Raw genomic sequence first — 18,378 nt, forward strand, 5'->3', positions numbered from 1 at the left:
GTGTGCTCCGGGGCTTTCGGGCGCCCCGGGGGCTCTGGGGTGGTGCGGGGATCCGACGTCGCGGTGCGGACGGCGGCCGCCGACGCGACCGGCGGGCCGTCAGTACCGCATCGCCATCGCGGAGAAGGTCGCTCCGACACCGGCGGCGGCGATCAGGTAGTGGTCGCCGCGGCGGAGCAGCCCCCGTGTGATGGCGGTGTGGAGATTGATGAGGCTGTCCGAGGCGAAACTGTGCCCGACCGACCGCACGTTGTCCAGCACGACTTTCTCGACCGGGTAGCCGATCCGGCGCGCGATCATCCGCCAGGAGGCCTGGTTGACGTTGTGCGGCAGGATCGCGGCCAGGTCGGAGAGGTCCAGACCGGCCTGGTCCAGGGCGGCCTCGATGGTCTCCACCATCACGTTCGGGTACTCGCGCTGGTAGCGGGCGAGCAGGTCCGGGTCCGCGGCCAGCCGGCCGTCGAACTCCGGACGCTGGCGCACCACGGATGAGAGCATCCGGTGGCGCTCGCCACCGGCGCTGACCAGGCAGGCGGCCGCGCCCTCGGCGAAGATGCCGGTCTCGGGCACCACCTGGGCGTCCCTGGTGAAGGTCTTCTCGCCGGTCAGCACCAGGGCGAGCGCCGCCGGGTCGGGGTCGGACGCGAGCAGCCGGCCGGCCAGGTCGATGGCCAGCAGGCCCACCGCGCAGGCGTGGTGGGTCACCGTGAAGGCGTTGGCGTGCGCCAGCCCACGGGTGTCGAGCAGGTCGTGCAGAGGGTTGAGCGGATGGGGCACCGCCACCGGCATGCTGCGGGCGTGGATCACGAAGCGGACGTCGTGTTCGCGCCCGCGCAGCTCCGGCAGGTCGTCCAGGGCGGCGTCGAGCAGGTCGGGCAGCGTCCCGGCCGGGTCCAGGCGCAGCTGGTCCAGGCCGTGGAAGCGGCGGAAGAGACGGAGTTGACGTGGGGTCAGGCCGATGCGCTCGCCCGCAGCCTCGATGGGAACGGCGTGCGGGGGGAGGTGAACGGCCACTGCCTCCAGTGCGGTCACGCGGGCTAGTATTCCGACGCCCGCCGGGTCGCACAAGTGATCTCTGGGCCCTCCTCCGTCGCCGCCGCTCCCCGGAAGCCGTCAACCGCCTTCCGGAGCGGCCGCGTTCACCCCCGTGCCGTCGAGCAGGTGGGAGATCTCTCATGCCGAACCCTGAACCCCCCAACCCCGGAGCCCCGTTGAACCAGGAGCTGGTGGCCCTGCTGGTCGAGGTGGCCGGTGCGCCGCCCGGCTGGGCGCGCCACGTCACCCCGGACGCCCGGCTGGACGGCGACCTGCTGCTGGACGAGGACGAACTCGCCGACCTGGCCGAGCGGCTGCGCGAGCGGTTCGGCCCGCGGGCCGACCTCGCCGCGCTGCGTGCCGGGCTGGACCTGGCCGCCCTGGAGACCCTGACCGTCGCCGACGTGCAGCGACTGCTCCCCGAGGAGGACACCCGATGACCAGGTACCTGCTGGTGGTGCCACCCCTGACCGGACACATCAACCCGGCCGCGGGCATCGCGGCCGAACTGACCGCCCGCGGACACCAGGTGGCCTGGACCGGCACCGAGTCGGTGCTGCGCCCGCTGCTCGGCCCGCGCGCCGAGGTGCTCGGCACCGGCACCCGGGCGTTCCGGGCCCAGGGCGGGCACGGGCTGGCCGCGCTGCGCTCGCTCTGGGAGGGCTTCATCGTCCCGTACACCCGCTTCACCCTGAAGCCGCTGGACGCGATCGTGCGGGAGTGGCGGCCGGACGTGCTGCTGGTCGACCAGCACACCCCGGCGGGAGCGCTGGTCGCCCACCGGCACGCGCTGCCGTGGGCGTCCTTCGCCCCCGGGGCGATGGAACTGGGCCGCCCCTACCGAGCGTTGCCGCAGGTCGAGGCGTGGATGACCGGGCTGCTGCGCGGGCTGTGGGAGCGCGCCGCACTGCCCGCCGCGGAGTACCTGGACCCGCGTTTCTCCCCGCACCTGCTGCTGGCGACGACCGGCCCGGCGCTGACCGGCTCGGCCCCGCCGCCGGGGCACGCGCTCGTCGGGCCGGTGATCCCGGCCCGGCCGCACGATCCGGACTTCCCGTGGCAGCGGCTGCTGCCCGGCCGGCGGCGGGTGCTGGTCACCATGGGCACGCTGGCCGGCGATCTGGGCGCGGACTTCCTGGCCCGGTCCGTGCGGGCGCTGGAGCTGTCCGGCGAGGACGTGCAGCCGGTGTTCGCCGGGCCGCGCGAGCTGCTGCCCGAACTGCCCGCGCGGGCCGTGGCGGTGGACCGGGCGCCGGTGCTGGAGCTGATGGCGCGCGGCGAGCTGGACGCCGTGCTCTGCCACGGGGGGATGAACACCGTGGGCGAGGCGCTGGCGCACGGCCTGCCGCTGGTCACCGCGCCGATCCGGCACGACCAGCCGATCGTCGCCCGCCAGGTGGCGGCGGCGGGCGCGGGGCCGCAGGTGCCGTTCGCGCGCGTCACGCCGGAACGGCTGGGGGACGCGCTGCGGGCCGTACTCGACACCACGGGGTACCGGGAGCGGGCGGTTCAGGTCGGGCGGGAGCTGCTGGCCGGGGGCGGTGCGGCAGCCGCGGCGGACCGCCTGGAGGCACTCGGCTGACCGGGCCCGGTCGGCCTTCCTCCCCGGACCGACGCTCCCCCTCCTCGGACCGGCCTCCGACCGGCCCGGACCCGCCCCTCGGCCCCGCCCCTTAGCAGACCGGCGGAGCGCACGTCCATTGGTCTAGGCCATTGTTTCCGGGGCGGGGTTCGCCCTAGGGTGTCGCAGCAGCACCGCCCTCCGCAGGTGCCGAGCCCCGCCTTCCCAGGTGCCGTGGCAGCCCATCCCCGCACGGGAGTTCCGGTTGATCGAGACCACGGGACTGCGCAAGTCCTACCGCAAGAAGACCTCCCGCCGCAGCGGCGGGGACCCCACCGTCGACGCCGTCCGCGGCATCGACCTGTCGGTCGCCGCCGGCGAGATCTACGGCTTCCTCGGCCCCAACGGCGCCGGGAAGACCACCACCCTGCGCATGCTGGCCACCCTGATCCGCCCGGACGGCGGACAGGCCGTCATCGCCGGGGCCGACCTGTTCACCGACCCCGCCGGGGTCCGGCGGCGGATCGGCTACGTCGCCCAGGGCGGCGGCACCACCGACAACGTCAGCGGCCGCGAGGAACTGGTGCTCCAGGCCCGGATGTACGGCGCGGCCAAGGCCCAGGCCGTCCAGGCGGCCGCGGACGCGCTCAAGGCCTTCGACCTCACCGAGTTCGGCGACCGCCCGTGCGCCACCTACTCCGGCGGCCAGCGCCGCCGGGTGGACATCGCACTCGGGGTGATCCACCAGCCGCGGGTGCTGTTCCTGGACGAGCCCACGGTCGGGCTGGACCCGGCCAGCCGGGCGTACGTCTGGGAGGAGATCCGCCGGCTGCGCACCGAGGGCATGACGGTCGTCGTCACCACCCACTACCTGGACGAGGCCGACGCGCTCTGCGACCGGGTCGCCATCGTCGACCACGGCCGGGTGGTGGCCGAGGGCACCCCCGAGGTGCTCAAGCGCGAGATCTCCGGCGACGTCGTCCTGGTCGGACTGGACGGCGGGGAGGCCGCCTTCGAGCGCGCGGCCGAGGTGCTGCGCCCGCAGCCGTACCTGCACCGGCTGGAGCAGAACGGCGACGAGGGGCTGCGGCTGTACCTGGAGGACGGCGCCGCCGCGATCCCGCGGCTGCTGCGCGCCCTGGACGCGGCGGGCCTGACGCCCGGCACGGTGCAGCTCCAACGGCCCAGTCTGGACGACGTGTTCCTGGCCCGCACCGGCCGCTCGCTCCGGCAGTCCTGATCCCTCCGAACCACCCGGACCCGCACACATCCCTGGGGAGACCGTGAAGCTCGCCCGCGACACCTGGCTGGTCTTCCAGCGCCAGCTGCTGCTCATGATCCGCACCCCGATCTGGATCGCCGTCGGCATCATCCAGCCGGTGTTCTACCTGCTGCTGTTCGCCCCGCTGCTGAAGAAGGTGCTCGCCCCGGAGGGCGCGAGCAGCTACGCCGACGCCTACCAGGTGTACGTGCCGGGCCTGTTGGCGGTGCTGTGCATCTTCGGCGGGCTGTTCACCGGGTTCAGCCTGCTCGGCGAGCTCAAGGCCGGCATCATCGAGCGCTCCCGGGTGACCCCGGTGAGCCGACTGGCGCTACTGCTCGGACGGGCGATGCGGGAGATGGTGGCGCTGCTGGTGCAGGCCGTCCTGATCACCCTGATCGCGCTGCCGTTCGGGCTGCGGGTGAGCCCGCTGAACCTCCTGCTCGCCTACCTGCTGCTGGGCCTGCTGGCGCTGATGACCTCGGCGATCTCCTTCGGCATCGCGCTGATGGTGCCGACCGACGCGGCGATGTCGCCGGTGGTCAACACCATCGCGCAGCCGATCGCGCTGCTCTCCGGGGTGCTGCTGCCGCTCACCCTGGCACCGGAGTGGCTGCAGCAGGCGGCCAGGTGGAACCCCTTCTACTGGGCCGTGGAGGGCATGCGCGCGCTGTTCTCCGGGCACGCCGGGGACAGCGCGGTCTGGCAGGGGCTGCTGGTGGTCGCGGTGATGACCGTCCTGGCGGTGTACTGGTCGGCCCGGCTGTTCTCCACCCGGGTGCGCTGACAGACGGAACGGCGCAGGAACACCGCGCAGACACACGGCTGAGGGGCCCGGCTCGCGATGAGCCGGGCCCCTCGGCCGTCTTCGTGGGCTCAGGCCGCCACGAACGCCGCCAGCTTCCCCACACCGTCGATGATCTGCGCCTGGGTCAGCGAGCTGACCGACAGCCGCAGCCGCCGCTCGCCGCCGCCCGCCGGGTAGAACGGCGCCATCGGTGTCCAGAGCACGCCGAAGTCGCGGGCGCAGCGCTCCATGGCCGCCTCGTCGGCGAGGAACGGCACCGTCAGCACGGCGAAGAAGCCGCCGTCCGGCCGGGTCCAGGAGATGCCCAGCCGGCGCCGCACGGAGGCCGGGAAGTGCCGGTCCAGCTCCCGCAGCAGGGTGTCCATGCCGGCCGCGTAGTGGGCGGTGGCACGGGCGTTGGCGGCCCGCAGGTTGCAGTCGTGGGCCAGCAGCATGCCGCCGATGACGGCTTGGCTGAGCGCGGGCGTGTTGACCGTCGTCATGCTCTTCAGCCTGGCCAGCTCGTCCGCGAGCAGGCCGCGCCGGCCGTCGGGGCCGGCCACCTCCTGGTCGGCGACCAGGTAGCCGACCCGGGCCCCGGGGAAGCAGGTCTTGGCGAACGAGCCCAGGTAGACGACCTGGCGGCGGCGGTCCAGCGCCTTGAGGGTGGGCCGCAGTCCCGGGGTGCGGGAGAAGAAGCCGTACGGGTTGTCCTCGATGACGAGCACGCCCTCCTCGGCCGCCGCCGCCAGCAGCGCGGTGCGGGCCGCGACCGGCATGCTGGCGCCGGAGGGGTTGGCGAAGTCCGGGACGACGTAGAGGGCGCGCGGACGGCGCCCCTCGGCCCGCACCGCGCGGGCGGCCTCCCGGACCGCCGCCGGGTCGGGGCCGCCGTCCCCGCCCTCGGGGACGGGGCGGACGGTCAGGTCGAGCAGCCGGGCGGCGCCGGTCACGCCGACGTAGCAGGGCGAGCTGACCAGCAGGACGTCGTCCGGTCCGGCGCACAGGGCGCGCAGCGTCAGCAGCATGCCCTCCTGGGCGCCGACCGTGACCACCAGGGCCTCCGGGTCGACGGCCAGGCCCTCGTCGTTGGCCAGCGAGCGGGCGACCAGCTCGTTGATGACGCCCTTGGTCGGGCCGTACTGGAACAGCGCGGTGCGCACCGCGTCCCGGCCGAGGCCGCGGTCCGCCAGGTGGGCGAGGTAGGTCTCCAGGTGGCCCGCGACGTCCTCGGGCTCGAAGAAGCCCTCGTAGGGGCGGCCGGGGGCGAAGGACACGGCGTCCGGATAGCGGGTGGTGACCTCGTTGAGGAAGGTCATCGCGTCCAGCAGCGGATCGGCCAGGGAGGCGTGCAGGTCGTCCAGGGAGAGCTTCACCGCAGCGCCCTCCGGAGGCGGTCGGCCGCGAAGGCCTGGGCCTCGGCCGCCGCGTCCAGGGTGCCGGTCATCGCGAAGAAGCCGTGCGGCATGCCCGCGTAGCGGCGCAGCTCCACCGGGACCCCGGCGGCGCGCAGCGCCTCGGCGTACTGCTCGCCCTCGTCCCGCAGCGGGTCGTACTCGGCGGTCAGGACGGTCGCGGGCGGCAGTCCGGCCAGGGTGGCGGCGCGCAGCGGGGAGGCGTACGGGCTGGCGCCGTCCCCCTGGTCGGCCAGGTAGTGGCCCCAGTACCAGGCCACCGAGCGGCGGTTGAACAGCGCCGGGTCGTCGTGGGCGCGCAGCGACGGGGTGTCGGCGCCGTGGTCGGTGTTGGGGTAGACCAGCAGCTGGTGGCGCAGGACGGGGCCGCCCTCGGCGCGCAGCAGGAGGGTGAGCGCGGCGGTGAGGTTGCCGCCGGCGCTGTCGCCGCCGACCGCCAGCCGGTCCGGGTCGATGCCGAACTCCTCCGCGCGTTCGACCAGTTGGAGCAGGGCGGCGCGGCAGTCGTGCAGCGCCGCCGGGAAGGGGTGTTCGGGGGCGAGCCGGTAGCCGACGGAGGCGGTGACGCAGCCGACGGCGTTGGTGAGCCGGCGGCAGATCGCGTCGCTGGTGTCGGGCGAGCCGAGCGTCCAGCCGCCGCCGAACAGGTAGAGCAGGGCGGGCAGTCGGCGGCCGGACGCCTCGGGGCGGTAGAGCCGCAGGGCGAGTTCGCCGCCGGGGCCGGGGATGCGGTGCTCCTCGACGGCGGCGACCGGTTCAGGCGTGCCGGCCGCCGCGCGGATGTCCGCGAGGTCGGCGGCCCGGGCCTCGGCGAGGGTCAGGGTGTAGAGCGGCGGGGTACCGCTGCCGGCGCGCCGGGCGCGCAGCGCCTCGGCCTGGGGGTGCAGGGGCATGGGCGGGTCCGTTCGGTGCGGGGGTGTCAGCTGTCCGCCTCGACGTAGATGGTCTCGTCGGTGCGGAAGGCCGTGTCGAGGTCGGCGACGTCCGGACGGGTGCCCTGCCGGTAGGCGCACTGGCGGATCCGGTCGGGCTCGAAGCCGGCCTGGGTGAGGACGTGCCGCAGCTCGTCCACATCGTAGATCCACTGGTGCCCGAAGTACCGGAAGATCTGGTTGACCAGGAAGGCCGGGCGTGCGGGCATCGGCGGGCCGAAGCCGAGGGTGGTCAGCCGGCGCCGGTGCCTGGCCAGGAAGCCGTCGCCGGTGGCGTAGCCGACCAGGTAGCGGGCGAGGTCGGGGGTGGTCAGGCGCAGGACGCCGCCGGGGCGCAGCACCCGGCGGGCCTCGCGCAGCCAGTTGACGGCGACGGGCATGGTGACGTGCTCGATCAGGTGCTCGGCGTACACCCAGTCGACGCTGTCGTCGGCGAAGGGCAGTGGTTCGGCGATGTCGAGCCGGGTGAACCAGCGGTCGCCGTCGACCCGGTAGAGGGTGCCGGGCTCGGTCGCGGTGTCGGGGCTGCGCAGGGTTGCGAGGTCGGTGCCGAGGCCCTCCGGGTGGGCGGTCCGGAAGGCGGCGAACTCGATGCCGGTGATGCCGAGTTCCCGGAGGCCCGCGTGGTCGCGCGGCAGGCCGCCGGGGTGCGCCTGCAGCTTGTCGCAGGTGGCGACCCGCGCGCTGAAGGCGTCCAGCCGGGGGGCCAGCCCGTCAGGGTCGTCCCAGTCCCAGCCCGGAAATCTCTCGCTCTGCTCGGTCATGTGTCGGACCCTCCTGATGGGAGAACGCGGTTCGGGTACGGCGCGGTTCAACGGCCGCGCTCGCGGAGGTCGGGGCCCTGTTTCGGTCGGCCGCCCGGGGGTTCGGGTGTCAGCCGGCCGGGCAGGGCCAGGGCGCCAGGGCCGTGCGGTCCAGGTCGGCGAGCCGGGGGCGGCCCAACAGGGCCATGGCGTGCTCCAGTTCCTCGCGCAGCAGGTCGAGCACCCGGTGCACCCCGGCCTCGCCGTCGGCGGCCAGGCCCCAGAGGGCGGGGCGGCCGACCAGCACGGCGCGGGCGCCGAGGGCGAGGGCGATCGCGAGGTCGGTGCCGCTGCGCACGCCGCCGTCGAACAGCACCGGCAGCTCGGTGGGCACGGCCTCGACCACCTCGGGCAGGGCTGCCAAGGCCGGCACGGACCCGTCGAGTTGACGGCCGCCGTGGTTGGAGACCAGGACGGCGTCGACGCCGTGCTCGACGGCCAGCCGGGCGTCCTCGGCGGTGAGGACGCCCTTGAGGACCAGCGGCAGCCGGGTGCGTTCGCGCAGCCAGGCCAGGTCGGACCAGGTCAGGGTGGGGTCGAACTGCTCGCGGGCGTGCTCGGCGATGCCCGAACTTCCGCCGGTGGCACGGTGGCTGGCGGTCATCAGGGACTGGTCCAGGTTGACCGCGCGGACGCCGGGCGGGACGGCGAAGCCGTTGCGCAGGTCGCGCAGCCGTCGGCCGATCCTGGGGGCGTCCACGGTCAGCACCAGCGCCCGGTAGCCGGCCGCCTCGGCGCGTTCCACCAGGGCGGCCAGGGCGGCACGTTCGCGCAGCCAGTACAGCTGGGGCCAGAGCGGGCCGGTGGCCGCCGCGGCGATCTCCTCCACCGTCCGGCTGGCGAACATCCCGGCAACCAGGAGGGCTCCCGCCCGCCCGGCGGCGCGCGCGGTGGCGGTCTCGCCCTCCGGGTCGACCAGCCGGTGGTAGGCCATCGGGGCGATCCCGAGCGGCAGGCGCAGCGGCGCGCCGAGGAGGGTCAGGGCGGGGTCGCAGGCGGAGACGTCGACCAGGGTGCGCGGGCGCAGCGCATGGCGGCCGAACATCTCCCGGTTGGCCGCCAGGGTGCGTTCCGCGCCACTGCCGCCTTCGATGAAATCCCAGATTTCCGGGGGGAGTCGGGCGTGCGCCGCACGCTCGATCCCGGCCATCGTGAGAACTCCCACGGGCATTCCTCGTTCCGGGACGGCCACGCGCGGGCCGGTCCTGGTTGGGCAGCGTAGGAGCAACGACCACATTGGTATAGACCTTGATTTGACCAAACGTCTGTGCCATGGTCTGGCCACGGAATTGACCGTTGGGTTTGCTTTAACGGCGTTCATGTCAAATCCCCTCACTTGTGTGGAGCCGCGTTGACCGGCTTTTCCCCCTCCGTACTTCCGGCTGCCCTCCTGCCGCACTCGGACGCCCCGGACTCCTGGGTCGACCGGCTGCTGCTGGCCGGCCCCGGCGGCGAGGAGTGCCTGCGCCTCGGCGCACCGCTCGACCGGGACGCCCTGCGCGCCCTGGTGGCGGAGCAGTCCGACCGGCTTTCCGCTGCCGGGCTCGGCCCCGGCGGGACGGCGGCGCTGCGGCTGCCGCCCTCGGTGGCGTTCGTCGCGGCGCTGCTGGCATGCTGGCGACTGGGTGCCCAAGTCGCACTACTCGACCACCGGTTGACCGACCACGAGGTCGACGCCGCGGTGGCGCGGCTGGCCCCGCAGGTGCTGGTAGGCTCCGCCCATCGGTCCGCGGCGGCCCTGCGCGGCTTCTCCGAAGTCGAGCCGGTGGCCGTTCCGCTGGCGGACGGGCGCCCGGCCCGCACCGGACACGCGTTGATCCAGCTCAGCTCCGGATCCACCGGTCCGGCCAAGGTCATCGCCCGCACCGCGTCCGACCTGCTGCGCGAACTCGACTGCTACCGAAGGCTGGTGGAGTTCCCCGGCGAGGGCGAGCGGGTCGTCCTGCTCTCCTCGGTGGTGCACGTGCTCGGCCTGGTCGGCGGGCTGCTCAACAGCCTGTACGCCCGGGCCGCGCTCACCGTGCCGGAGCGGATGACGGCGGCGGGCATCCTCGCCGAGGTCGCCGCCGGCGACCGGCCGACCACCGTGATCGGGGTGCCGTTCCACGCCGAACTGCTGGCGGGGGCGATCGCTCCCCCGCCGCTGCCCCGGCTGCGGCGGATGGTCGTGGCGGGCGAACTCGTCCGCCCGGGACTGCCCGCGCTGTTCACCGAGCGCTACGGCGTCCCGCTCGGCACCATGTACGGCATGACCGAGACCGGGGTGATCGCCACCGATCTCTCCGGTACGCTCCACCCGGCCAAGCGGCCCGTGCACGGCATGGAACTGCGCCTGGTGAAGGGCGAGTTGCAGATCGGTGCGACGTCCTCCCCGTACCCCGGGCTGGACGATCCGACCCGCTGGTCGGACGGCTGGCTGCACACCCGGGACGCGGCCGAGCTGGCCGCCGACGGCCTGGTCACCGTGCTCGGCCGGCTGGACTCGCAGGTCTCGATCGGCGGGCTGAAGGTCGACCTCACCGAGGTCGAGCAGACGCTCACCGCGCTGCCCGAGGTCCGCGAGGCCGTCGTGGTCTTCGACGGCGGCGCGATCGAGGCCTACCTGTCGACCGAGCCGGAGGCCGAACTCGCCTCCGTCCAGGAGGGGCTGGCCCGCCGCCTGGCCGCCTACAAGCGGCCGCGCCGGCTCGCCCGGCTGGACCGGCTCCCCCGCACCGCCACCGGAAAGCTGCTGCGCGACCCGGCCGCCCTGCGCGCGACCGCCGCCGCCGCCGACTGACCCGCGCCCGACTGACCCGCGCCCGACTTACCCGCGCCCGGCCGTCGCCGGCCGCACCCCGTTCCGTCCGCACCACCACCCCGACAAGGAGCCCACCACCATGCAGGACCGCATCCGCGCCTTCGTCCTGGCCGCACTCGCCGAGATGCAGTACGACGTCTCCGAGGTCACCGGGGACACCGACCTCGGCCCGGCCGGGCTGGACCTCGAATCGCTCGCGCTGGCCGACCTGTCCGTGCAGGTCGAGGACGAGTTCGGGATCAAGTTCGACCTGGACGAGATGGAGACCACCGCGCTGATGACGCTGGACGAGTTCACCGCCGACGTCGCCCGCCGGATCGACGCCCTCGCCACCACCTCCGGCAGCGCCGCGTGACCGGCTCCCCGATCCCCGACGGCCTGCCGGACCGGGCCGAGGTCCTGACCATGCTGGCGGCGTTCGGGCAGCGCGCCGTCGACACCGTGCCGGAGGACCTCGGATCACTCGAACTCACCTGGCTCGTCGCCGAGTTCGAGCAGCGGTACGGGCTCCAGCTGGACCTGGACGACGACCGCTTCGGCGCGGTGCGCACCGTCGACGACGCCACCGGCCTGCTGCGCGAGGCCGTCCTCGCCGACCGCGCGGGCGCACGGCCGTGATCCCCGCCCGCACCGGCTCCGGGCCGCCGGGCCGGGCGGCCGGTCGCCCGGTGCTCACCGGTGCCGGGGTGCTCAGCGCCGCCGGGCGCGGGCTCGGCGCACTGACCGAGGCCACCGCCCACGGCAAGTCCCTGTTCGGCCCGGTCACCCGCTTCGACGTGAGCGCCCGCCGCACCACCCGCGCCGCGCTGTTCCCCGACACCGGGCCGCCGGCCCGCCGCCACCCGCTGGCCGGGGCCGTGCTCGACGCGATCGGCCAGGCCTGCCGACAGGCCGGGCTGACCGCCGCCGAGGGCGCCGGCCTGCCCGTGCTGCTCGCCCTGCACAGTGACGGACACACCCGCGCGACCGCCGACGCGGTGGCCGCCGGAGTCCGGGCCGACTGGGGCGCGCCGGGCGTCACCCGGGTCTACAACGGTGCCTGCGTGGCCGCCGCGACCGCCGTCGCCGACGCGGGCGCCCTGGTGGCCGCCGGACGGCACGAGCGGGTCCTGGTCGCGGCCGGGCACCTCGTCGAACCGGGCGTCTTCGCGGTCTTCGACGCCGGACGGGCGCTGGCCCGGGACGGCGAGGTCCGCCCGTTCAGCGCCGGCCGCACCGGCACCCTGCTCGCCGACGCGGCCGCCGCCGTCCTGGTCGAATCCGCCCCCGCCGCCGAACGGCGCGGCGCGCCCGCGCTCGCCCGGCTGGCGGGGTGGGGCCGGGCCGGGGACGCCCACCACGTCTGCCGCCCGGAACCGGAGGGCGACGGGGCGGCCCGGGCGATCGGGGCCGCGCTCGCGCGGGCGGGCGTCGATCCGGCCGAGGTCGGCTACGTCAACGCCAACGGCACCGGCTCCACGCTCGCCGACCGGGCCGAGGCCCGCGCCCTTCGGCGGGTGTTCGGCGCGCACACCGACCGCCTGCCGGTCAGCTCCAGCAAGTCCGTGCACGGGCACGCCCTGGAGGCCTCCGCTCTGCTCGAACTCGTCGTCACCGTCGGCGCGTTGGGCACCGGGCTGCTCCCGGTCAACGCCGGCTGGCTCGGCCCGGACCAGGACCTCGCACTCGACCTCGTCCTGGACGGCCCGCGCGCCGCCCGTCCCTCGTACGTCCTCAGCCTCAACTCCGCCTTCGGCGGCGCCAACACCGCGCTGCTGCTGGCCCCGGGATGACAGCCACCGCCATGACCACCCCTGCCGACCACACCCACGGGCTGCGGATCCTCGCCGAGGCCCGCCGCCCCGCCCCCGGCCTGGACGGACCGCCGCCACCGCTGCCCGGCTTCGCCGCCTCCGGCTTCAACCCGCTGGTCGCCGACACCGCCGAGCGCTGTCTGCGCGCCCACCACGGCGAGCCGCCCGCCCCCGGACGGACCGCCCTGCTGCTCGCCAGCGCGAGCGGCGACCTCGACACCGCGCGGGCCATCGAACACAGCGCCGAGCCCGGACAGCGCACCGGCCCGCTGCTGTTCTTCCAGTCCAACCCGAACGCCGTCCTCGGGCACGTCTCCGCGCGCTGGGGCCTGACCGGCCCGGTCGTGGCGGTCTGCCCGGCCGAGGCCGACCCCGGTCGCGTCCCGGCCGAGGCGTTCGAACTCGCCGCACTGCTGCTCGAGGACGGCGACGCCGACCTGGTGCTGGCCGTGGCCGTCGAGCGGACGCCCGACGGGGACCACCGGGCCGCCGCCGTCCTGCTCGCCGGTCCGGGCACGGAACCCGACCGGACTGAACCACCCGGGCACCGCCGGCCGTAGGAACCATCGAGGCCCGGCGCCTGACGCAGCCGCACCCGGCACACCAGCGCCCCTCCCGGGCACCGCCTCGCTCCCGACACCCGCCGCCCGAGCGGCACACCGCCCCGGCCGCCCGCGCGGCACACCGCCTCCGCCGCCCCGCGCGGCCGACCCCGCCACCAGATCAACCGCCCGGGCCGTCCACCGGCCCCGAGGGAGGGACCCGCCCCCGTGACCATCCGCAGTCTCCGCACTCAGCTCGCGGACGACCCCGACGTGGGCGCCGGCAACGTCCTGACCGCCCGGATCGCCCTCGGGCTCGATCTGGACGTGCCGCTGCTCAGCTTCGACACCCCGGTGGACGACCACCCCGCCTGGCAGCCGTTCACCCTGCGCGAGCTGGACCGCGCCGTGCGGGCCCGCGCCGCCGCCCTGCACGGCCTGGGCATCACCCGGCGCGACCCGGTGGTGGTGTACGCGAGCGACGCCGCCGACCACGTGCTCGCCTTCCTCGCCCTGGCCCGGCTCGGCGCCGTCCCCGCACTGCTCAACCCCAACCTGGACGGCGAGCGCGCCGCCCGCTACATCGCCCGCCTCGGCGCGGCCGGGGTCCTCGCCGACCCCGCCCACCTGGCCGCGCTGGCCGGCCACCGGACCGGCGCGCCGCTGCTGCCCGAGATCGCCGCCCTCGGCACCGGCGACCCGGACGCCGCCCCGGAGCCGTACCGGCACTGGTCCGGCGACCCGGTGGCGATCACCCACTCCTCCGGCACCACCGGGATGCCCAAGGCCGTCGTCCACTCGCACGCGAGCCTGTACGCGGCGATCCGCCACCGGCTGCGGCTGCCCCGCCCGCAAGGCCAGGACCGGATGCTCAGCGCACTGCCCGCCCCGCACGCCGCCACCCTGATCGCCCTCAACCTCGCACTCAGCTCGCACACCGAACTCGCCGTGCTCTCCCGGCAGTCCGGCGACGGCGTGCTGGCGGCCGTCGAGCGGTGGCGGCCCACCGGGGTGATCGGCTTCGCCGCCACCTGGGCCGACCTCGCCCGGCACGACCTCGCCGCCCGCGACCTGACCTCCGTCGCGCTCTGGTGGAACACCGGCGACTGCGCCCACGAGGTGCACATCCGCCGCCTCATCGCCACCGGCAGCCGGGAGACCGTCACCCGCGACGGCCGCACCCGGGTGCCCGGCTCGCTGTTCGTGGACGGCCTCGGCTCCACCGAGATGGGCCACTCGCACTTCTTCATCACCCACGGCCCCGGCACCGAACGCTACGGCCGCTGCGTCGGCCGCCCGCACGCCTTCGTCGACTGCGAGGTGGTCGGCCCCGACGGCGAACCGCTCGGGCCCGGCGAGGTCGGCGAACTCGCCACCGCCTCGCCCACCCTGGCACTCGGCTACTGGAACGACTCGGCCACCACCTTCCGCACCCGGCTGCGCGGCCGCTTCCTCACCGGGGACCTGATGTACCGGGACGAGGAGGGCTACTACTACCACGTCGACCGGGCCGTCGACTCGGTCGAACTCGCCGACGGCCGACGGCTGTTCACCGCGATGTCGGAGGAGCGCGTACTCGCCGCCTGCCCGGACGTGCTGGACTGCACGGTGGTCGCGGTACGGGACGGCGACCGCGTGGTCACCGACGTGCTGCTGCTCCTCGCCGCGGGCGCCGACGAGGCCGCGGACCGCACCGCGGCAGTCGTCGCCGCCCTGGACGAGGCCGCCGCGGCGACCGTCCGCAAGGTGCTGGTGGTCTCCCCCGACGACATCCCGCTCGGCCCGACCGGCAAGGTCCGCAAGGTCCTGCTGCGGGAGAACCACCTCGCGGCGGTGGGCGCGTGAACGGGCGAAGCGGGCGAACCGTCCGGAGGTGCGCGTCGTGCGAAGCGGCCGCCGAGCGAAGCGAGGTGGGTATGTGAACGGCCGAAGCGAGCGAACCGTCCAGAGGTGCGCGTCGTGCGAAGCGGCTGCCGAGCGAAGCGAGGGGGGCGCATGAGCCCGCGACCCGGTGCCGTCGTCACCGGCATCGGCCTGGTCTCCCCGCTCGGCCGCGAACCCGCCGGGGTGTTCGACGCGCTGACCGCCGGCCGCTCCGGCCTGCGGGCCGTCCCCGAGGGCCACCCCGCGCACGGCTGGCTGCCCGCCGCCGGGATCGCCCCCGCCGTCGACGGCCGGGAGGTGCTGCCGCCCACCGAGACCCGCTGCGTCGACCGCTTCGTGCTGCTCGCCCTGGCCGCCGCCGACGACGCGCTCGCCGACGCCGGCCTGGCCGTCGGCCGGGACGCCGACCCGCACCGCACCGCCGTCGTGCTGGCCACCGGCGGCGGCGGACTGGAGACCTTCGAGCAGCAGTCGCACCGCCGGCTGGAACGCGGGCGCCCCGGCGTCAGCCCGTACCTGCTGCCCGGGATGCTCTCCAACATGGCGGCCGCCCGGATCGCCATCAAGCACGGCATCCGGGGCTACAGCTCCGCCGTGGTGACGGCCTGCGCGGCCGGCGCCCAGGCGATCGCCGAGGGGCTGCGGCTGATCCGGGCCGGCGACGCCGACGTGGTGGTGTGCGGCGGCACCGAGTCCTCGCTGCACCCGACGATCGCCGCCGCCTTCACCAACGCCCGCGCGCTGGCACAGGGCTGGGAGGACCCGGAGCAGGCGAGCCGGCCCTTCGACGCCCGCCGCAACGGCTTCGTGCTGGGCGAGGGCAGCGCCGTCCTGGTGCTGGAGCGGGCCGAGCACGCCGAGGCGCGCGGCGCCGCCGGGTACGCGGACGTCCTCGGCTGGGGCGCCTCCACCGACGCCCACCACCCGACCTCGCCGCGCCCGGACGGCACCGGCGCCGCCGACGCGATGCGCGCCGCACTCGCCAACGCGGGCCTGGCCCCGGGCGACATCGACTACGTGAACGCCCACGGCACCGGCACCCGGCTCGGCGACGTGGCCGAGACCGCCGCGCTGCACGCCGTGTTCGGCGCGCAGCCGCCCGCGGTCAGCTCCACCAAGGGTGCCACCGGCCATCTCCTGGGCGCCGCGGGCGCGTTGGAGGCGGTGGTGACCGCCCTGGCGGTGGCGCGGGGGACGCTGCCGCCGACCCTCAACCTGACCGATCCCGACCCGGCCTGCGACCTGGACCACGTCCGGGGAGCCGCCCGGACCGGCCCGGTGCGCGCCGCGCTGAGCAACGCCTTCGCCTTCGGCGGCCACAACCTCAGCCTGATCCTCGGCCCGGCCTCCACCCGCTCGGCCCGGTAGTCACCGCCCGCCGCCGCCCACCGCCGCGCGGCGGCAGCCCGCCGATCCCTCGATCCACCATCCCTCCGGGGGGAGATCCCGTTGTCCATCCAGACCATCACCCATGTCGAGTTCCACTGCGCGGACGCCGACAAGACCGCGGCCGGACTCCAGGCCGACTACGGTTTCACCGCCGACGCCCCGACCACCGCACCGGACGGCACCCGCACCGTCGGGCTGCGCCAGGGCGCCATCCGGCTGCGGCTGACCTCCGCCACCGACCCGGAGCACCCGGTCGCCGAGTACGTCGCCCGGCACGGCGACGGCGTGGCCGTCCTCGCGCTCGGCTGCGCCGACCCGGCGGCCGCGCTGGAGCGGGCCGAACGGCACGGCGCCCGGGTGCTCGACCGGGCCGGCGCGCTAATCGAGGGCTTCGGCGACACCGCCCTGCGCCTGGTGCCGCTGCCCGCCGCCGAGCCCGCGCCGGACCCCGCCCCGGAGCCCCGGCTGCTGGACGGGCTCGACCACGTCGCCGTCTGCCTGCCGGCCGGCACCCTCGCGGACACCGTACGGTTCTGCGAGACCGCGCTGGGTTTCCGCACGGTCTTCGAGGAGTACATCGAGGTCGGCGAGCAGGCGATGGACTCCAAGGTGGTGCAGAGCGTCTCCGGCGGCGTCACCTTCACCCTGATCGAGCCCGACCCCACCCGCCGTCCCGGCCAGATCGACGAGTTCCTCGCCGCCCACGGCGGGGCCGGCGTCCAGCACCTCGCCTTCAGCACCCCCGACATCGCCGGCGCCGTCCGGACCGCCCGGCAGCGCGGCGTGGAGTTCCTGACCACCCCGGCCGCCTACTTCGACGCCCTGACCGACCGCCTCGGCGGGCCGGCCATCCCGGTGGCGAGCCTGCGCGACCTGCACGTCCTGGTCGACCAGGACCACGGCGGCCGGCTGTTCCAGATCTTCGCCCGCTCCACGCACCCCCGGCGCACCTTCTTCCTCGAACTGATCGAGCGGCAGGGGGCGGGCACCTTCGGCACCGCGAACATCAAGGCCCTCTACGAGGCCGTCGAGCGGCACGGCCCCACCGGCGCCGACAGCCCCACCGCCGTCGAGCGGCACGGCCCCACCGGCGCCGACCGCCCCACCGCCGTCGACCGGCACGGCCCCATCGCCCTCGACCGCCCCACCGCCGTCGACCGGCCCGCTCCCGCACATCCGACGGAGGCCCGTCCGATGGCCGCCGCCCCCGCATTCCGGCTCACCGAGGCCGAGCGCGCCCTGCTGCCCACCCCCGAGGAGGTGGCGCAATACCGCGAGCACGGCTGGTACCTCTCCCGCAAGCTCCTCGGCGACGAGGAACTGGACACCCTCCAGGCCGCCACCGAGCGGTACTACGCCGGCCACCGCGACCGCGAACTGCCCGTCCGGCCGCCCCGGTTGGCCTCCTGGCGGCCCGGGGACGGGCCGGTCCAGCGGCACAACGACTACGTGCACTTCGAGAGCGACGCGATCGGCGCGATCCTGCGCAAGCCGCTGATCGGCGCGGTGGCCGCGCTGCTCGCCGGCGCCGAGGAGATCCGGATCTTCCAGTCGACGCTCATCTACAAGCCCCCGGTGCCCGAGGAGCCCAGCAACCGGGTGCCCTGGCACTTCGACAAGCACTACTGGCAGACCTGCACCTCGGAGGAGATGCTCACCGCCTTCATCCCGTTCCACGACTGCCGCGAGGAGAACGGCACCATCACCATGGTCGACGGCAGCCACCGCTGGCGGGAGCTGCCCTCCGGCGAGGACTCCACCCGGCACTTCGCCGACCGCGACCGCTCCGAGCTGGAGGGCATCCTGGCCGCCAACGCCGCCCACAACGGGCAGCGGGTGCGGAAGGTGCCGATGCTGATCCCGCGCGGCCACATGTCCTTCCACCACTGCCTGACCTACCACGGCAGTGGCCCCAACCTGGCCTCCCACCCGCGCCGGGCGGTCTCGCTGCACCTCCAGGACGGCGCCAACGAGTACCGCCGGCACGACCGGCCGGACGGCGAGCCGGTGGTGTACAACCACGACGTGCTGGTGCGCCGCACGGACGACGGCCGCCCGGACTACGCCGACCCGCGGTTCTGCCCGACGGTCTGGCGGGGACGGCCGTGACCGCTCCCGCGCACACGGCCGACGGGCACGCGCCCCCGCCCGGCTGCCCTGGTCCCGCCCCGCTGGA

At 75.3% G+C, this 18,378-nt stretch carries 17 protein-coding genes; 12 read left to right on the plus strand and 5 right to left on the minus strand.

The window, feature by feature from the left end:
- Positions 1 to 99: 99 nt before the first annotated feature.
- Positions 100 to 1,032, minus strand: coding sequence for a 3-oxoacyl-[acyl-carrier-protein] synthase III C-terminal domain-containing protein (locus tag ACIQI7_RS02415; RefSeq protein WP_401104082.1), 933 nt, complete (start codon positions 1,030 to 1,032; stop codon positions 100 to 102).
- A 143-nt stretch (positions 1,033 to 1,175) separates the two neighbouring features.
- On the opposite strand from ACIQI7_RS02415, the gene ACIQI7_RS02420 reads away from it, so the two are divergent.
- The 4 genes from ACIQI7_RS02420 (at position 1,176) to ACIQI7_RS02435 (ending at position 4,644) form a co-directional block, all read left to right on the plus strand.
- Positions 1,176 to 1,475 carry a hypothetical protein gene (locus ACIQI7_RS02420; protein ID WP_401104085.1) on the plus strand — a complete coding sequence of 100 codons (300 nt, stop codon included), beginning with the start codon at positions 1,176 to 1,178 and terminating at the stop codon, positions 1,473 to 1,475.
- Complete coding sequence (locus ACIQI7_RS02425; RefSeq protein ID WP_401104087.1) at positions 1,472 to 2,617, plus strand: glycosyltransferase; 1,146 nt, start codon at positions 1,472 to 1,474, stop codon at positions 2,615 to 2,617. The genes ACIQI7_RS02420 and ACIQI7_RS02425 overlap by 4 nt, the downstream gene beginning before the upstream one ends.
- Before the next feature lie 244 nt (positions 2,618 to 2,861).
- The gene (locus ACIQI7_RS02430) at positions 2,862 to 3,836 is read left to right on the plus strand and encodes an ATP-binding cassette domain-containing protein (RefSeq protein WP_401104090.1); all 975 of its coding nucleotides are present in this window, start codon (positions 2,862 to 2,864) and stop codon (positions 3,834 to 3,836) included.
- 43 nt (positions 3,837 to 3,879) lie between these two features.
- Positions 3,880 to 4,644: an ABC transporter permease gene (locus tag ACIQI7_RS02435; RefSeq protein ID WP_387753385.1), complete on the plus strand. Its 765-nt coding sequence runs from the start codon at positions 3,880 to 3,882 to the stop codon at positions 4,642 to 4,644.
- 89 nt (positions 4,645 to 4,733) lie between these two features.
- On the opposite strand, the gene ACIQI7_RS02440 is transcribed toward ACIQI7_RS02435, so the two are convergent.
- The 4 genes from ACIQI7_RS02440 to ACIQI7_RS02455 all read right to left on the minus strand — a co-directional run bounded on the left by ACIQI7_RS02440 (position 4,734) and on the right by ACIQI7_RS02455 (position 8,965).
- On the minus strand, positions 4,734 to 6,020 hold the full coding sequence (locus ACIQI7_RS02440) for a PLP-dependent aminotransferase family protein (RefSeq protein WP_401104094.1): 1,287 nt from the start codon (positions 6,018 to 6,020) through the stop codon (positions 4,734 to 4,736).
- Positions 6,017 to 6,952: an alpha/beta hydrolase gene (locus ACIQI7_RS02445; RefSeq protein WP_401104096.1), complete on the minus strand. Its 936-nt coding sequence runs from the start codon at positions 6,950 to 6,952 to the stop codon at positions 6,017 to 6,019. The genes ACIQI7_RS02440 and ACIQI7_RS02445 overlap by 4 nt, the downstream gene beginning before the upstream one ends.
- Before the next feature lie 26 nt (positions 6,953 to 6,978).
- The gene (locus tag ACIQI7_RS02450) at positions 6,979 to 7,755 is read right to left on the minus strand and encodes a class I SAM-dependent methyltransferase (RefSeq protein WP_401104099.1); all 777 of its coding nucleotides are present in this window, start codon (positions 7,753 to 7,755) and stop codon (positions 6,979 to 6,981) included.
- 109 nt (positions 7,756 to 7,864) lie between these two features.
- The gene (locus tag ACIQI7_RS02455) at positions 7,865 to 8,965 is read right to left on the minus strand and encodes an alpha-hydroxy acid oxidase (RefSeq protein WP_401104101.1); all 1,101 of its coding nucleotides are present in this window, start codon (positions 8,963 to 8,965) and stop codon (positions 7,865 to 7,867) included.
- A gap of 180 nt (positions 8,966 to 9,145) precedes the next feature.
- Here ACIQI7_RS02455 and ACIQI7_RS02460 point away from each other — a divergent pair, with 180 nt between their 5' ends.
- The 8 genes from ACIQI7_RS02460 to hppD all read left to right on the plus strand — a co-directional run bounded on the left by ACIQI7_RS02460 (position 9,146) and on the right by hppD (position 18,311).
- Entirely contained in the window at positions 9,146 to 10,573 is a 1,428-nt protein-coding gene (locus tag ACIQI7_RS02460; RefSeq protein ID WP_401104104.1) for a class I adenylate-forming enzyme family protein, read from the plus strand.
- 100 nt (positions 10,574 to 10,673) lie between these two features.
- The gene (locus ACIQI7_RS02465) at positions 10,674 to 10,949 is read left to right on the plus strand and encodes a phosphopantetheine-binding protein (RefSeq protein ID WP_380449672.1); all 276 of its coding nucleotides are present in this window, start codon (positions 10,674 to 10,676) and stop codon (positions 10,947 to 10,949) included.
- Entirely contained in the window at positions 10,946 to 11,212 is a 267-nt protein-coding gene (locus ACIQI7_RS02470) for an acyl carrier protein (RefSeq protein WP_401104108.1), read from the plus strand. The genes ACIQI7_RS02465 and ACIQI7_RS02470 overlap by 4 nt, the downstream gene beginning before the upstream one ends.
- Positions 11,209 to 12,366, plus strand: a complete 1,158-nt coding sequence (locus ACIQI7_RS02475; protein WP_401104111.1) for a beta-ketoacyl synthase N-terminal-like domain-containing protein — start codon at positions 11,209 to 11,211, stop codon at positions 12,364 to 12,366. The genes ACIQI7_RS02470 and ACIQI7_RS02475 overlap by 4 nt, the downstream gene beginning before the upstream one ends.
- Before the next feature lie 11 nt (positions 12,367 to 12,377).
- The gene (locus tag ACIQI7_RS02480) at positions 12,378 to 12,947 is read left to right on the plus strand and encodes a beta-ketoacyl synthase N-terminal-like domain-containing protein (protein ID WP_401104112.1); all 570 of its coding nucleotides are present in this window, start codon (positions 12,378 to 12,380) and stop codon (positions 12,945 to 12,947) included.
- Positions 12,948 to 13,157: 210 nt separating this feature from the next.
- Entirely contained in the window at positions 13,158 to 14,774 is a 1,617-nt protein-coding gene (locus tag ACIQI7_RS02485) for a class I adenylate-forming enzyme family protein (RefSeq protein ID WP_401104115.1), read from the plus strand.
- 150 nt (positions 14,775 to 14,924) lie between these two features.
- Positions 14,925 to 16,181 carry a beta-ketoacyl-[acyl-carrier-protein] synthase family protein gene (locus tag ACIQI7_RS02490; protein WP_401104118.1) on the plus strand — a complete coding sequence of 419 codons (1,257 nt, stop codon included), beginning with the start codon at positions 14,925 to 14,927 and terminating at the stop codon, positions 16,179 to 16,181.
- An 81-nt stretch (positions 16,182 to 16,262) separates the two neighbouring features.
- Positions 16,263 to 18,311, plus strand: coding sequence for a 4-hydroxyphenylpyruvate dioxygenase (hppD, locus tag ACIQI7_RS02495; protein ID WP_401104121.1), 2,049 nt, complete (start codon positions 16,263 to 16,265; stop codon positions 18,309 to 18,311).
- Positions 18,312 to 18,378: the final 67 nt, after the last annotated feature.

The organism is Kitasatospora sp. NPDC092039, from assembly GCF_044756065.1.
Lineage (GTDB): Bacteria > Actinomycetota > Actinomycetes > Streptomycetales > Streptomycetaceae > Kitasatospora.

Coding starts and splice junctions, on each gene's coding strand:
- ACIQI7_RS02455 (WP_401104101.1), bottom strand. CDS start 8,965: ATGCCCGTGGGAGTTCTCACGATGGCCGGGATCGAGCGTGCGGCGCAC.
- ACIQI7_RS02480 (WP_401104112.1), top strand. CDS start 12,378: ATGACCACCCCTGCCGACCACACCCACGGGCTGCGGATCCTCGCCGAG.
- ACIQI7_RS02420 (WP_401104085.1), top strand. CDS start 1,176: ATGCCGAACCCTGAACCCCCCAACCCCGGAGCCCCGTTGAACCAGGAG.
- ACIQI7_RS02490 (WP_401104118.1), top strand. CDS start 14,925: ATGAGCCCGCGACCCGGTGCCGTCGTCACCGGCATCGGCCTGGTCTCC.
- ACIQI7_RS02445 (WP_401104096.1), bottom strand. CDS start 6,952: ATGCCCCTGCACCCCCAGGCCGAGGCGCTGCGCGCCCGGCGCGCCGGC.
- ACIQI7_RS02450 (WP_401104099.1), bottom strand. CDS start 7,755: ATGACCGAGCAGAGCGAGAGATTTCCGGGCTGGGACTGGGACGACCCT.
- ACIQI7_RS02425 (WP_401104087.1), top strand. CDS start 1,472: ATGACCAGGTACCTGCTGGTGGTGCCACCCCTGACCGGACACATCAAC.
- ACIQI7_RS02465 (WP_380449672.1), top strand. CDS start 10,674: ATGCAGGACCGCATCCGCGCCTTCGTCCTGGCCGCACTCGCCGAGATG.